The sequence below is a fragment of the Acinetobacter sp. ANC 3781 genome (assembly GCF_004331285.1).
Classification (GTDB): Bacteria; Pseudomonadota; Gammaproteobacteria; order Pseudomonadales; family Moraxellaceae; genus Acinetobacter.
Genome location: NZ_SJOH01000018.1, coordinates 60,380 through 76,085, shown reverse-complemented (window position 1 = coordinate 76,085; position 15,706 = coordinate 60,380). Strand labels below are relative to the sequence as shown.

Annotated in this window: 12 protein-coding genes and 1 pseudogene; 10 read left to right on the top strand and 3 right to left on the bottom strand. The window is 40.7% G+C overall.

Translation table 11 applies throughout. The features are described from left to right. The 10 genes and pseudogenes from E0H89_RS13335 to galE all read left to right on the top strand — a co-directional run. Positions 1–531 (top strand): annotated as a pseudogene (locus E0H89_RS13335) (hypothetical protein); the annotation flags it as partial. A 1-nt stretch (position 532) separates the two neighbouring features. Then, positions 533–1,663: a glycosyltransferase family 4 protein gene (locus E0H89_RS13330; protein WP_131217767.1), complete on the top strand. Its 1,131-nt coding sequence runs from the start codon at positions 533–535 to the stop codon at positions 1,661–1,663. Further along, positions 1,664–2,275: a sugar transferase gene (locus tag E0H89_RS13325; protein ID WP_131217766.1), complete on the top strand. Its 612-nt coding sequence runs from the start codon at positions 1,664–1,666 to the stop codon at positions 2,273–2,275. Continuing rightward, positions 2,268–2,924: a NeuD/PglB/VioB family sugar acetyltransferase gene (locus E0H89_RS13320; protein WP_131217765.1), complete on the top strand. Its 657-nt coding sequence runs from the start codon at positions 2,268–2,270 to the stop codon at positions 2,922–2,924. The genes E0H89_RS13325 and E0H89_RS13320 overlap by 8 nt, the downstream gene beginning before the upstream one ends. A gap of 31 nt (positions 2,925–2,955) precedes the next feature. Next, positions 2,956–4,125, top strand: a complete 1,170-nt coding sequence (locus tag E0H89_RS13315) for a DegT/DnrJ/EryC1/StrS family aminotransferase (protein WP_131217764.1) — start codon at positions 2,956–2,958, stop codon at positions 4,123–4,125. A gap of 162 nt (positions 4,126–4,287) precedes the next feature. Then, positions 4,288–6,153: a polysaccharide biosynthesis protein gene (locus E0H89_RS13310; protein ID WP_502698412.1), complete on the top strand. Its 1,866-nt coding sequence runs from the start codon at positions 4,288–4,290 to the stop codon at positions 6,151–6,153. Between the two features lie 14 nt (positions 6,154–6,167). After that, the gene (galU, locus tag E0H89_RS13305; RefSeq protein ID WP_131217769.1) at positions 6,168–7,043 is read left to right on the top strand and encodes a UTP--glucose-1-phosphate uridylyltransferase GalU; all 876 of its coding nucleotides are present in this window, start codon (positions 6,168–6,170) and stop codon (positions 7,041–7,043) included. A 15-nt stretch (positions 7,044–7,058) separates the two neighbouring features. Next, a complete protein-coding gene (locus tag E0H89_RS13300) occupies positions 7,059–8,315 on the top strand; it encodes a nucleotide sugar dehydrogenase (RefSeq protein ID WP_131217762.1) in 1,257 nt (418 codons plus the stop codon). Further along, a complete protein-coding gene (gene pgi, locus E0H89_RS13295) occupies positions 8,315–9,988 on the top strand; it encodes a glucose-6-phosphate isomerase (RefSeq protein ID WP_131217761.1) in 1,674 nt (557 codons plus the stop codon). Before E0H89_RS13300 ends, pgi begins: the two co-directional genes overlap by 1 nt. Continuing rightward, positions 9,981–11,000 (top strand): UDP-glucose 4-epimerase GalE, encoded by a 1,020-nt coding sequence (gene galE, locus E0H89_RS13290; protein ID WP_131217760.1) that lies wholly within the window; start codon positions 9,981–9,983, stop codon positions 10,998–11,000. The genes pgi and galE overlap by 8 nt, the downstream gene beginning before the upstream one ends. 54 nt (positions 11,001–11,054) lie before the next feature. Here galE and E0H89_RS13285 read toward each other — a convergent pair whose 3' ends face one another. From E0H89_RS13285 to glmU, 3 genes are read right to left on the bottom strand one after another with little or no spacing between them, the layout of a single operon-like run. After that, positions 11,055–12,425, bottom strand: coding sequence for a phosphohexomutase domain-containing protein (locus E0H89_RS13285; RefSeq protein WP_131217759.1), 1,371 nt, complete (start codon positions 12,423–12,425; stop codon positions 11,055–11,057). A 58-nt stretch (positions 12,426–12,483) separates the two neighbouring features. Further along, entirely contained in the window at positions 12,484–14,322 is a 1,839-nt protein-coding gene (gene glmS / locus E0H89_RS13280) for a glutamine--fructose-6-phosphate transaminase (isomerizing) (protein ID WP_131217758.1), read from the bottom strand. Positions 14,323–14,334: 12 nt separating this feature from the next. Beyond that, the gene (glmU, locus tag E0H89_RS13275) at positions 14,335–15,699 is read right to left on the bottom strand and encodes a bifunctional UDP-N-acetylglucosamine diphosphorylase/glucosamine-1-phosphate N-acetyltransferase GlmU (protein ID WP_131217757.1); all 1,365 of its coding nucleotides are present in this window, start codon (positions 15,697–15,699) and stop codon (positions 14,335–14,337) included. Positions 15,700–15,706: the final 7 nt, after the last annotated feature.

Sequence of the window (15,706 nt, the reverse complement as noted above, 5' to 3'; positions counted from 1 at the left end):
CGTCCTTATTTAGGGTATGCCTTTTTAGGAGCATTGTTTTTATGGAAAGTAAAATTTACTAAAAAACGTATTTTAATGTTTGGTATTATATATTTAATAGTCTTATTCTTTGCTAATTATCTCGGCTTTTTAGGACAGTTGACAGAATACCGTACTGGGTTTGATGAAAGTGCTGGGGGATCAACATTAGGGCTAGATTTCTCTAATCCAGTGATGTTTATTCCAAATTTTATATTAAGTTTATTAGGGCAATTATTTGGTTTATATATTACAAATCCTTTAGCTCTCATTTTATTTCTGACTGAAACAATTCCCTTTGTTTTTATGTTGGTTTATGTCATTAAAAATATCAAATTGGCTGATAACTTTGTACGTTTTTTAATTATATTTTTTGTTTTATATGCGAGTGTTTGGTTGATTGGTAATGACAATTTAGGTACTGCTGTACGCTTAAGAATGTACAACTACTTTGCAGTTTACATTTGTTTTTTCTATATTCTACGTCTAAAAACCCAATTGAGCTTGCACTAAAATGAAAGTAATCATCATTGGCACTGTCGCCTCAAGTTTCTATGGCTTTCGTGCAGACTTAATTCGTGCAATGCGAGAAAAGCAATATACGGTATATGCCTTCACTTCTGAATATGCCGAATCAGACCTAAAGAAAATTGAATCTTTGGGTGCTATTCCGATGACCTATGAGTTAAACCGTGGTGGACTGAACCCACTCTCAGATATTGTCGCCACGTATAAGCTTTCAAAAAAAATTCGTGAAATTAAACCAGACTTAGTTTTTTCCTATTTTAGCAAGCCTGTTATTTTTGGAACTATTGCAGCAAAGTTAGCAAAAGTTCCAAGAATTGTAGGTATGTTAGAAGGGTTAGGCTATACATTTACCGAGCAGCCCGAAGGTTTAGCTAAAAAAACAGAATTGATAAAAAAGGTACAAGTTTTACTCTATAAATTTGCCTTACCTCAATTAGATAAACTTATTTTTTTAAACCCCGATGATCCTAAAGACTTAATTGATCAATACGCTATAAATGTGCGAAAAGTTGAAGTTTTGGGAGGGATTGGTTTAAATTTAAAAGAATACCCTTACCACCCTATAATCAATATTCAGCAACCCATTAATTTTCTATTTATTGGTCGGCTACTCAAGGAAAAAGGAATTCACGACTTTCTGAATGCAGCAAAAATAGTAAAGGAAAAATATCCTGAAACGCAATTTACTGTTTTAGGGGCAATCGACCCTCACAATTTGGGTGCATTAACACAATCTGAATTAGACGAATTAATTTCTTCAAATATTATTGATTATCCCGGTCATGTAGATAACGTGAAAGACTGGATAGCCAATTGTCATGTCTTTGTATTGCCCTCTTATCGTGAAGGTGTGCCGCGTAGTACACAAGAAGCAATGGCGATCGGGCGCGCAGTGATTAGTACAGATGTACCAGGTTGCCGTGAAACCGTTGAACATGGTGTAAATGGATTTATTGTAGCTAAGTGGAGTCCTGAGGCATTGGCTGAAAAAATGATTTATTTCATAGAATACCCTGAACAAATTGAAAAGATGGGCTGTGAAAGTTATAAAATCGCTCAAGAAAAATTTGATGCAGAAAAAGTCAATCAACGATTATTGAATATTTTAGGTTTATAAATGTTAAAACGTTTACTCGATATTATAATTGCGACTACAGCTTTAATTTTATTGTCACCTTTATATGCTTTTGTCGCTTACAAGGTGAAAAAAAACTTGGGTTCACCTGTCCTGTTTCGCCAGGTTCGTCCCGGTTTGCATGGCAAACCGTTTGAAATGATTAAATTCCGCACCATGAAAGATGCGGTGGATGCTCAAGGAAATCCTTTACCGGACAGTGAGCGTTTGACAGCATTTGGTAAAATGCTGCGTTCAACCAGTTTGGATGAAATGCCTGAACTGTGGAACGTGATTAAAGGCGATATGAGTATTGTTGGCCCGCGTCCATTATTGACAGAATATTTACCTTTATATAATCAAGAACAGGCAAAACGTCATAATGTGCGTCCGGGTATGACCGGTCATGCACAGGTCAATGGACGTAATGCGATTAGCTGGGAAGAAAAGTTTAAGCTGGATACCTGGTATGTTGAAAATCAGTCGACACTGCTTGATTTTAAAATCATGTTTAAAACGGTACATAAAGTTTTAGCAAAAGATGATATCAGTGCCGAGGGTGAAGCCACCATGACCAAATTTACCGGTACAAAAACGGATAAAATCCATGACTGAAGTCTATGCCATTTATGGTGCTTCTGGATGTGGCCGAAGCTTGATGCCGATCGCACGTCAACAATTACAACGTCAGAATATAGATGCCACAATTTATTTTATTGATGACAGTCTGGTCGAAGAAATTCAGATTAATGGTCACACGGCATTAAGTTATACAGCGTTTAAAAGCTTAAAGGCTGAGAAAAAGTTGGTTTTGATTGCGATTGCCAATAGTCAGGTTCGGGAAAAGTTAGCCAATAAATTACAGCAAGATCAGATGACGCTGTGGTCGGTTCAGGCCGACAATGTCGTGCTGATGGATGAAATAGCAATTGCCTCAGGTGCTGCTTTAAGTCCCTTTGTAACGCTAACTTCAAATATCAAAGTTGGTAAATGTTTCCATGCCAATTTATATAGTTATGTAGAGCATGACTGTGTGATTGGAGACTATGTCACCTTCGCTCCCGGGGTAAAATGTAACGGTAATATTCATATTGAAGACCATGCGTATATTGGTACGGGTGCCGTGATTAAACAAGGAACCCCCGATAAACCTTTAGTGATTGGTAAGGGTGCGGTTGTGGGTATGGGGGCAGTGGTCACTAAAAGTGTACCTGCAGGGGTGACCGTTATCGGAAATCCTGCACGAATTTTAGAGAAAAAATAATTTTTAAACTTTTAAAATCTAGGAATAGGTAATGTTAAATACTGCATTTGAACCATGGCCAAGCTTTAGTCAAGAAGAAGCCAATGCCGTATCGCAAGTCTTGCTTTCCAATAAAGTCAATTACTGGACAGGACAGGAATGCCGTGAGTTCGAAAAAGAATTTGCACGGTTTGCGGGAACTCAATATGCAGTAGCACTTGCCAACGGTACAGTTGCTTTAGATGTTGCACTTAAAGCCTTAGGCATTGGGGCAGGGGATGATGTAATTGTCACTTCCCGTACTTTTTTAGCTTCTGCCAGTTCAATTGTGACAGCAGGTGCAAATCCAATCTTTGCCGATGTCGAACTGGATTCACAAAATATCTCGCGTCGCACCATTGAAGCGGTCATTACTCCCAATACCAAAGCCATTATTTGCGTGCATTTGGCGGGTTGGATGTGTGATATGGATCCGATCATGCAACTGGCGCAGGAAAAAGGACTTTATGTGATTGAAGACTGTGCTCAGGCGCATGGTGCACAATATAAAGGCAAGCCCGCAGGTTCAATTGGTCATATTGCTGCTTGGTCATTTTGCCAGGACAAGATCATGAGCACAGGCGGTGAAGGCGGTATGGTCACCACCAATGATGAATCACTTTGGAAAAAAATGTGGTCCTATAAAGACCATGGTAAAAACTTTGACAGCATTTATAACAAGCAGCACCCACCCGGCTTTCGCTGGTTACATGACTCATTTGGTACCAACTGGCGCATGATGGAAATGCAGGCAGTCATTGGACGAATTCAACTGAAAAAAATGGCAGAGTGGACGCAGCAACGTAATGCAAATATGGAAAAGATTTTAGCTGTATTTGAAAACAGTCCATATTTTACCGTACATCGCCCATCTGCAGATTATGTACATGCAGCATATAAATGTTATGTACAGGTCAATATTGAAACCTTACCTGAAGGTTGGTCACGTGACCGGATCATGAATGAAATTGCAGCTTTAGGTGTGCCGTGTTTTAGTGGTTCATGTTCGGAAGTTTATTTAGAACATGCTTTTGATGGTACGCCTTGGCGTCCAGTTGAAAGACTTGTAAATGCTAAAACATTAGGTGAAACCAGCTTAATGTTTTTAGTTCATCCGACCTTAAGTCAGGAAAGTATGCATAAAACGGTAACGGTAACTCAGCAAGTCATTAATCAGCTTTAACATTTTATACATGGATATGGAGAGTAAAAATATATACTCTCCATATCATGTAAAAAATTAATTAAATGCTTGGGAATCTGGATAAACAAAAGCTTATCTAAGAAGCTTATCTAAGCTAACTATCTAATAGAATTGAAAAGAAGCCTTTGCCCCGTGAAATCAATGATTGTTCCATTTGCTACCGCACCGAGACACTTAAAACAAAGCTTTCTTATTGTTTTGGATTTCGTGATCTTTCCTATACTTATCTGGCTCTGTTATGCCATTCGTCAATTTAACCTCGGTACAGAAGTTATTCCCAATCTGGCTTTTGGCACTTTGTGGGTCAGTTTTTTAGCAGTTTTAGCTTTATGGATTTGCGGTGTTTACCGCTTTATTGTTCGCACATTTAATGAAGCATTTATTGCCAAATTGGCAATGGCTACAGTGCTGACAGTCATTGGTTTATATGGCATGGCATATTTTACGCATGCATTTATTCCTACATCTATTCCCATGATGTTCGGTTTTATGATGTTTGCCTGGATCTGGCTGAGTCGCGGTTTAATTCGGGCCCTTGTAAAGTCTTACCTGCAGTCCGATATCCCACGTAAACGTGTGGCTATTTACGGTGCAGGTTATGCCGGGCAGCAGGTTGCTGCTACGCTCCATCGCTCTAATGAACATTTTCCGGTATTTTTCATTGATGATGATATTTCTTTATCAAGTCAAATGATTGGAGGGTTACGGGTTTATCCTCCTTCCCATGCTTTAAATTTATTTGCCAAACAGCAGGTAGATGAAATACTTATCGCACTGCCTTCAGTGGGCCGTATCCGTAAAAATGAAATCGTTAAATTTCTGGAACCTGCACATCTTAAAATTACCGAAATTCCAGGCTTAACCAAGCTGGTCGATGGTGAAATCCGTATTTCAGATATTCAAGAAATTGACATTATTGATTTATTAGGACGTGATCCGGTACCGCCTATTCCTGAACTTTTAGCAAAAAATATTCAAAATAAAGTGGTCATGGTGACAGGTGCGGGAGGATCAATTGGTTCTGAACTTTGCCGTCAAATTATTAAAAATCAGCCTAAAAAATTAGTGATTTATGAACTGACTGAATTTGCGCTGTACAGTATTGATAAAGAATTAAATTTACACTCTGAAATTGAAATTATTCCTATTTTGGGTACGGTGCTTGATCAGGCAAAATTAGAAAGAATCATTGAACAATATCAAGTACAAACTGTTTATCATGCCGCGGCTTATAAGCATGTTCCCTTAGTAGAATGTAATCCACTTGCGGGACTCAAAAATAACTCAATTGGTACAGCCTTTAGCTTAAATGCGGCGGTAAAGAAAGGTGTAGAAACTTTTGTCCTGATTTCAACCGATAAAGCTGTGCGTCCCACCAATGTTATGGGGGCATCCAAACGTATGGCTGAATTGTATTGTCAAGCCATGGCGGTGGCACAAAATCAGACTCAGGTCAGTATTGTACGTTTTGGTAATGTTCTGGGTTCATCCGGTTCAGTCGTTCCTTTATTTAAGCAGCAAATTGCTAAAGGCGGCCCCATCACGGTGACCCATCCGGATGTAACCCGATATTTTATGACTATTCCGGAGGCTTCACAGCTGGTGATTCAGGCGGGTGCTTTGGGGCAGGGCGGTGATGTATTTTTGTTGGATATGGGAGAACCGGTTCGTATTCAGGACTTGGCCCGCCAGATGATTGCCTTGAGTGGTCTAAAAGTGCGTGAAACAGGTTCTCAAAATGGTGATATTGAAATTCAGTATTCCGGTTTGCGTCCAGGTGAAAAACTATACGAAGAGTTACTCATTGATCACGAAGATACTGAAATTACGCAACATACTCGTATTTTAAGATCTTTTGAAAAACATTATCCTTTAGATGAGTTAATTGAAATTTTTGAAAAAATTAATACACTTACCGCTATTGATGACGATATAAATTGGGCATTAACACAGTTAGAGCATTATGTTGATGGCTATCATCGCGGTAAAGAAATTAAAGTAAATTAAAGTTAGGTATGATGATGATCAAAAAAGCCATTCTCCCGGTTGCAGGTCTAGGTACTCGTTTCTTGCCTGCCAGTAAATCCATTCCCAAAGAAATGGTGACAGTGATTGATCGTCCTGCGATCGAATATGTAGTACGTGAAGCAGTAGCGGCCGGCATTGAACAAATTATTCTGGTCACTCATTCGTCCAAGTCTTCAATTGAAAATTATTTTGACCGTAATTTCGAGCTGGAAACAATACTCGAGCATAAAAAAAAATTTGATTTGCTCAAAGAAATTACTGAAATTTTACCTCCGCATGTTAGTGTGGTGAGTGTACGTCAGCCACAGCCACTAGGCTTGGGGCATGCAGTATTATGTGCTAAATCCGTGATTGGCAATGAACCCTTTGCTGTTTTATTGCCAGATGTATTGGTCAAAGATCATGATCCGGTCAATGATCTAAGTCTCATGATTCAACGTTTCAATGCGTCACAAGCTGCACAAATTATGGTGGAAGCAGTGCCTGATCATTTGGTTAATCAATATGGCATTGTCGATGTTAAACATTCACCGAATGAAGGTGAAAGCATGGTAATGCAGGGCATTGTTGAAAAACCGGCAGTGGGTACGGCACCGTCCAATCTATCTGTCGTGGGTCGCTATGTTTTACCTGCAAAAATTATGCAGCTGCTTGAAAATACGCCGAAAGGTGCCGGTAATGAAATCCAGTTGACCGATGCGATCGCAGCGTTGCAAAAAACCGAATTGGTTGAAGCTTATCGTATGAAAGGTCAGACTTTTGATTGTGGCAGCAAGCTCGGCTATCTCAAAGCGGTGTTGCATTATGGGGTTGAGCATCCGCAACTCGGTACAGATTTTAAACTGCTTATCCAAGAACTCTCACTTTAAAAAAAGAACACGATTATGAAGGTCTCAGTATTCGGAAAAACATTATATGCCGGTGTGATGGCCGCCTTATTGGCTGAATGTGGACATCAAGTATATTGGTGCGATAGCTGTCCAGATTTGCGCCAGCAGGCCCATTACTTTCAAGATGAATCAGTTAATCATCTATTAGAAAAACAAGTCCGCAGCGGATTTTTAAAATTTTGTGAATTTATTGATCTGCCCTTAGATGTCGATGCTTATTTATTCAGTTTTAGCCCGACCGAAGAACCGGCAGGATTAGAGCTTTTAGCGCAATTACAACAGCGTGCGATTATTCATCCAAAGTTAATGATCAATGCCTCTACTTTGGGACTCCACAGCACAGAGAAATTCCAGCAGATTCTGCCTCAAGATGAATGGGTCTATTTGCCGGATACCGTACAGGAAGGCAATGCTTTGGTCAGTTTGACTCAAGCGAAACAGCTGATTGTCGGTTTAACCCAAGATGCTGCCCGCTTAAAAATTAAGGAATTAATGCGTCCTTTATTTCCTCTAGAGCAAAACTATTTATTTATGCCAATTTTGGATGCTGAATTTACCAAGCTGAGTATTTCCGGCATGTTGGCCACACGTATTAGCTATATTAATGATCTGGCCATTGTCGCAGAAAAATTAGGCATCGATATTGAGCATGTGCGTCAGGGAATGGGGGCAGATAGTCGCATTGGCCTGTCGTATTTAAGTCCGGGTTCCGGTTTTGGTGGCGAAAATTTCTCGCATGATATTTTGACTTTATCTCATACCGTGTCTGGGAGCGGGGTAAAGAGTCAGCTTTTGGCGCAAGTGTGGGAAATTAATCAGCAACAAAAAGAGCTGTTGTTCAGAAAATTATGGAATTATTTCCAAGGTGATCTAAAAGGCAAAACTGTTGCTATTTGGGGCGCATCGTTTAAAGAAAATACTTCACGGATTCAGCAATCTCCAATCCATATTATGCTGGAAGCCTTATGGGCACAAGGTGTGATGGTTCAGCTGCATGACCCACAAGCATTGGCTGAAATAGAAGCCTTGTATGGGCAGCGGGATGATCTGATCTTATGTAATGATCAGTATAAAGCGGTGCAAAATGCACATGCATTGTGTTTATTAACGGCTTGGAAACAATATTGGAGTCCAGACTACAGAAAATTATTGCATACCATGCAGCATCCCTTAATTTTAGATGGGCGTAATATTTTTGATCCGGCTTATGTAAAGGCACAAGGCTTTGCTTATATGGGAGTAGGACGCTAATGACTCAGCCAATTCAGCCTTTTATAGTCAAAGATAATGAATCTATTTTAGTTAAACTGAATGCTTTAGAAAAACAATTTGAGCATGTGCATTTAAATGACTTGTTTGCACAAGATGATCAGCGTTTTCAAAAATTTTCAGTCGTATTTGAACAGCTTGTACTTGATTTCAGTAAGCATCGTGTTGATCAAAGTGTATTAGATCATTTGATTCAGTTTGCTGAAACCCAAAACTTAGAGCAGTGGATTAAGAAACTTTTTTCCGAGCAGAACATTAATTACACTGAACAGCGTGCAGCCATGCATTGGGCATTGCGCCTGCCTGAAAATGATCCAGTACATTCACAACTTTCAGCTCAGGTGCATGATCAATTACAACGCATATTTAGCCTAGTGGAAAAAATCCATGCCGGACAATGTCGTGGTGCAACCGGTGAAGTGATTCAGGATGTGGTGAATATTGGGGTCGGTGGATCAGATTTGGGCCCCCTGATGGTGTCCCAAGCTTTATCTGATTTTAAGCAGGCGACTGTAAAATCACTGGATGTCCATTTTGTTTCAACGATTGATGGCAGTCAGTTGTCCGAACTCTTGCACAAGCTGCGTCCAGAAACGACTTTATTTATTATTTCTTCCAAGTCTTTCGGCACCATCGATACCTTATCGAATGCACAAACCGCGCGTTTATGGCTCGAAAAAGCCTTTGGTCAACATAGTCAGATGCTGAAACATCATTTTGTCGGTGTTTCGACCAAACCTGAAAAAATGACCGAATGGGGAATTGCCGAAGAAAATCAGTTTCTACTGTGGGATTGGGTCGGTGGTCGTTATTCTCTCTGGTCCTGTATTGGCTTGCCAATCGCTTTAACCATTGGTGTAGAGGGTTTTAAGCAGTTGCTTGCCGGTGCGCATGCTCTTGATCAACATTTCCAAACAGCACCTTTAAATCAGAATATTCCGGTACTGATGGGCTTGCTTGGCGTTTGGAACAACAACTTTCTTGATATTCAAACCCATGCAGTATTGCCTTATGATGGCCGCCTGAAATACTTTGCCTCTTACCTGCAGCAGCTGGAAATGGAATCGAATGGTAAGTCGATTCAGCGCAATGGTGAAAAAGTACAATTAGATACCTGCCCGATTGTCTGGGGTGAAGTGGGGCCGAATGCCCAGCATGCCTTTTATCAATTGTTACATCAAGGTACACAGGCAGTAAGTTGTGACTTTATTGCTCCGGTGCAACGTTATAATTCCAATCAGTTTACCTATGCAGAAAATGCTGAGGCCTTGATTGAGCAGCATCATTTAGCATTATCGAATTGCTTGGCGCAGTCACGCTTATTGGCATTTGGTAATCAAGCTTTAGATCAAGCCGAACTAGAATCTTTGCCGCTGTATCAACAATATACTGGCAATCAGCCGAGCACCACGATCTTGTTGCAAGAATTGAATCCTTATAGTCTGGGCATGCTAATCGCGATGTATGAACATAAAGTGTTTGTACAGTCGGTGCTGTGGAATATCAATCCATTTGATCAGTGGGGCGTAGAAAAAGGCAAAGAAATTGCCAATCAGCTTTTACCGATTTTAAATGGCGATGTGGAAGACATTTCGAGTTTAGATACCTCTACTCAAGGCTTAATCCAAATATTACTGGGAAAAACACATGGCTAAAATTTTGGTGACAGGCGGAGCAGGTTACATTGGTTCGCATACCTGTATTGAACTGTTAAATTCAGGACATGATGTGGTGGTTCTGGATAATCTTTCCAATAGTTCAGAAGAGTCTCTTAACCGTGTGCAACAGCTGACCGCTAAAACCTTGACCTTCGTGGAAGGCGATATTCGTGATGTACACATGCTGGATCAAGTATTTCAGCAACATACTATTGATGCGGTGATTCATTTTGCCGGTTTAAAGGCTGTGGGTGAAAGTCAGCAAATTCCATTAACCTATTTTGACAATAATATTGCAGGTTCAATTAGCCTGGTTCAAGCAATGCAACGTGCAGATGTCTTTAATTTGGTTTTTAGTTCCTCTGCAACTGTTTATGACGAAGCGAATATATCTCCACTTAACGAGAATATGCCGACAGGGATGCCGAGTAATAATTATGGTTACACCAAACTGATTGTTGAGCAACTGTTACAAAAACTTTCCGCTGCCGATGAACGTTGGTCGATTGCCTTACTGCGTTATTTTAACCCGGTCGGGGCACATCAAAGCGGACAGATTGGTGAAGATCCACAAGGCATTCCAAATAACCTGATGCCTTTTGTCACTCAGGTTGCAGTAGGTCGACGCGAGAAGCTAGCCATTTATGGCAATGATTACAATACCGTTGATGGCACCGGAGTGCGTGATTATATCCATGTAGTCGATTTGGCCAACGCACATTTATGTGCCTTGAATAATCGTTTAAATACGAAAGGTTGTCGTGCCTGGAATATTGGCACAGGTCAGGGTTCTTCGGTGCTGGAAGTGGTGAAGACGTTTGAGCGGGTCAATAATGTTCCAGTCTTATATAGTATTGAACCTCGCCGTGAAGGGGATGTAGCAACCTCATTTGCAGACAATACCCGCGCAGTGTCAGAGCTGGGTTGGACACCCCAATATGGCTTGGAAGATATGCTGGCGGACAGTTGGAACTGGCAAAAACAAAATCCAAATGGTTATCAAAATTAAATAATCTAAAAAAATGGGAGCGTATAGGCTCCCATTTTTATTACTCCAATTAAATTAACTTTGAATGAGTAAAGTTAATTCATCCACATAGTCTTGCATGAGTCTTGGATTTTTATCACGGCGACTTTCGATATTTAAACGCAATAGTGGTTCGGTATTTGAAGCGCGAACATTAAAGCGCCATGTACCAAAGTCCAGACTAACGCCGTCCGTTTTGTCTATTACTGGCTTTTGATCGGCATAGTGATCAAAAAGTTTTTGAATCGTTGTTTGAGTATCTGCAACTTTAAAGTTGATTTCACCCGAACAGGGAAATTTAGAAATCATCTCTTTGACGAGACTGGATAATGACTGTTTGGTTTCAGACAACAGCACAACAGCCAATAACCAAGGGATCATGCCGCTATCGCAATACGCGAAATCACGGAAATAATGATGCGCACTCATTTCACCGCCATACACTGCATTGTGTTCACGCATCACGTCTTTAATAAAAGCATGTCCAGATTTGGATTGCACAGCAATACCCTGATGCTCATCAACAACAGCTAATGTATTCCAGATTAGACGGGGATCATGAACAATTTTCTCACCCGATTGTTTCATTAAGAACGCTTGAGCAAGCAGACCCACAATGTAATAACCTTCAATGAATTGACCTTCCTCATCGAAGAGGAAACAGCGGTCAAAGTCACCATCCCAGGCAATGCCCATATCGGCTTGATGCTGAATCACAGCATTCTGGGTACTGTGACGATTTTCAATTAAAATCGGGTTAGGAATACCATTCGGAAAAGTACCATCAGCTTCGTTGTTGATTTTGATAAATTCAATCGGTACATTCAGGTGCTTAAATTTTTCTTCAATGGCATCTACAACATGACCTGCTGCACCATTACCAGCATTCATCACCAATTTCATTGGACGAATTTTTGAAACATCAATGTAAGTCATAAGATGTTCAATAAATTCAGGCAATATATTGTATTTTTCCGTACTTCCTTTTTTTGAAGCTTCAATAAAGTTTTCTGTTTCAGCTAGAGCCTGAATCTGTTTAAGTCCAGTGTCAGCACTGATAGGACGTGCATTTTCACGCACCAATTTCATGCCGTTATAATCCATCGGATTATGGCTGGCGGTAATTTCGATGCCACCTTGTACATTAAGATGGAAGGCGCCGAAATAGACCTCTTCTGTACCGGTCATGCCTAAATCTAAAACATTGACGCCTGCATCATTTAAACCGCGAATCGTGGCCTGTTTAAGACCTTCACTGCTTAGGCGGATATCACAACCAACCACGACTGATTTTGGTTGATAGATTTGACCATAAGCACGGCCAATTTTATAGGCAATTTCTTCGTTCAATTCGCTGCCGAGTTTTCCACGAATATCATAGGCTTTAAAACAAGTGAGTTTGGTCATGACTTTTCTCATTAAGGCATAAGAAAAAGGCTGGTTCAAACCAGCCTTTATTCATTTTTTATTCGACTGTAACGGATTTTGCCAGATTTCGAGGCTGATCGACATCGGTACCACGTAATACTGCTACATGATAAGACAAGAGTTGTACCGGGATACTGTAAACAATTGGAGCAAGGATCGGACTGATACTTGGGACATGTACTACATGTTGACGATCTTTTCCTTTAATTCCACTGTTTTCATCGGCAAATACAAACAACTCGCCACCGCGGGCTTGAACTTCTTCCATATTGGATTTGAGTTTATCCAGCATATCGTCTTGAGGGGCAAGAATCACCACAGGCATATCATTATCCACCAGTGCGAGTGGACCATGTTTGAGTTCACCTGCAGCATAGCCCTCAGCATGGATATAAGAAATTTCTTTCAGTTTCAAGGCACCTTCAAGGGCAATCGGGAACTCTGTACCACGACCCAAGAATAAGCAGTGTTGCTTTTCTACAAAGAGTTCAGATAAACGCAAAATATCTTTATCTTTTTGCAGGGTATCTAAAATTACTTTCGGTACATGCCATAAATCAGTAATGATCGTAGTGGTTTTTTCAGCAGTAATACTTTGCTTTACTTGCCCAATTTTTAAAACCAACAACATGAGTGCGGCAAGTTGCGTGGTGAAAGCTTTGGTCGATGCCACCCCAATTTCTGGTCCCGCTAAAGTGAGTAAACTGTGGTTGGTTTCACGCACCATTGAAGAGGTTGCCACATTGCAAATGGTCAAAGTTGCAATTTTTAAATTTTTTGCAGCAGCCCGTTTTTGTGTATCACGAAGTGCAGCCAAAGTATCCGCCGTTTCACCTGATTGAGAAATACACACATAGAGTGTGTTATTTACAATGACTGGGGTGCGATAGCGGAATTCGCTGGCAATTTCAACCTGGCAAGGCAGGTCAATCAGTTGTTCAAACCAGTATTTTGCAATCATGCCGGCATGGTAGCTGGTACCACAGGCAATAATTTGCACTTGTTGAATTTTTTCAAAATCAACTACCGCATCTTTTAAGAAATCTTCACGTAAAATATTTCCGTTCAAGGCTTGGGAAATGGTTTGCTGAATCGCTTCTGGTTGCTCGTAAATTTCTTTGAGCATGTAGTGTTTGTATTCACCTTTAGAAGCATTACTTACAGTTGCATCCAGTTCTTTAACAGGACGTTCAACCAATTGGTCATTTACAAATACTTCAATACTGGTACGGGTTAAACGCGCAATATCACCTTCTTCAAGGTAAATAAAGCGGTTGGTAATTGGAAGTAAAGCCAGTTGATCCGAACTGATAAAATTTTCGCCAATCCCGACACCAATCACTAAAGGTGAGCCTTCACGAACGGTAATCAGTTCATCCGGGTAATCGGTATGTACGATTCCGAGTGCGTAGGCTCCTTTAAGTTGCGGAACCACTTGTTGTACTGCAGTCAAAAGACTAGAAGTCGATTTCAAGGCATCATTGACTAAATGTGCAACCACTTCGGTATCTGTCTGTGAAGTAAACACATAACCTAAAGCTTCAAGATCATCTTTAAGTTCCTGATAGTTCTCGATGATTCCGTTATGAACCACGGCAACAGTACCTGAAATATGCGGATGAGCATTATTTTCAGTCGGTTTGCCATGGGTTGCCCAACGGGTGTGTGCAATACCGAGTGAACCTTGAATCTCAGCTTCATTTACCGCTTGTTCTAAATTCACTACTTTACCGACACGACGTTCACGCAGTACATGGCCGCCATTAATCAGCGCAACACCGGCTGAATCATAACCACGGTACTCAAGACGTTTTAAGCCTTCAATTAAAATATTGCTAATATTACGTTCAGCAACGCCACCGACAATTCCGCACATATTTAAATCCTCTTATTTTTTCAGTTTTTGGGGGCGTTGATAGTTTTCTTTAATCAGTTGTTTTGAGCGTTCAAAAGCCAGACTATTCTCGGCAACATCACGAGTAATGACAGAGCCTGCGCCAATCGTTGCCCCATTTCCAATACTTATAGGAGCAACCAGTGAGCTATTTGAACCAATAAAAGCAGCATCGCCAATAATAGTTTTATATTTATTTGCACCATCATAGTTACAGGTAATGGTGCCCGCACCAATATTTGAACCTGCACCCACTTCAGCATCACCTAAATAAGTGAAGTGATTGGCTTTAGAGCCAAAACCAATGCTTGAATTTTTCACTTCAACGAAGTTACCAATATGCACTTCATTTGCCAATTTTGCACCGGGACGCAAGCGTGCAAATGGCCCAATTTGGGTATCACTACCCACTACAGCATGATCAAAGATGCTATACGGTTGAACTTTGGTGCCTGATGCAATTACGGTATTTTTGATGACACAACCTGCACCAATTTCTACATGATCACCAAATTCACAATCACCTTCAATGATCACATTGATGTCGATACGAACATCCTGACCCACGCTTAAGTTACCACGTAAGTCAAAACGAGCAGGGTCGATCAAATGCACGCCTTGCTGCATTAATTTTTTTGCCTGATAACTTTGGAATTCACGTTCCAATGCTGCCAGTTGCACACGGTCATTGACCCCTTCAACTTCAAAAGCAAGTTCCGGTTCAACAGAAGCCACTTCTAAGCCGTCTGTAATCGCCATAGCAATAATGTCAGTCAGGTAATACTCACCTTGCGCATTTTCATTGGAAAGCTTGGGTAACCATTGATGCAATTTGGCATTACTGACACAGTAGATACCAGTATTAAATTCTTTAATTTTACGTTGTTCATCGCTGGCGTCTTTATGTTCGACAATGGCTTGAATTTGCCCATTTTCACGCACAATACGACCATAGCCTGTTGCATCATCAACAGTTAAAGTCACAATACCAATACCGGTTTGGGCTGAAGCATCAAGGAGGCGTTGTAAGGTATTTTGAGTGACGCAAGGTACGTCCCCCGAAAGAATAAGGGATACGCCTTCAACTGGAAGTACGGGAAGTGTTACTTTTACGGCATGACCTGTTCCGAGCTGTTCTGCTTGTTCCACCCATTGAACTTGTTCTTGCGCGAAGGCTTGTTGTACTTTATCGCCACCATGACCATAAATGGTAATAATATTTGCCGCATTGAGTTTTTTTGCAGTTTCAATCACATGACCCAGTAAAGGACGCCCTGCAAGAGGTTGTAATACTTTCGGTAAACTAGAACGCATACGTGTCCCTTTACCTGCAGCAAGAATAATAACGCTAGTAGACATGTGTAAT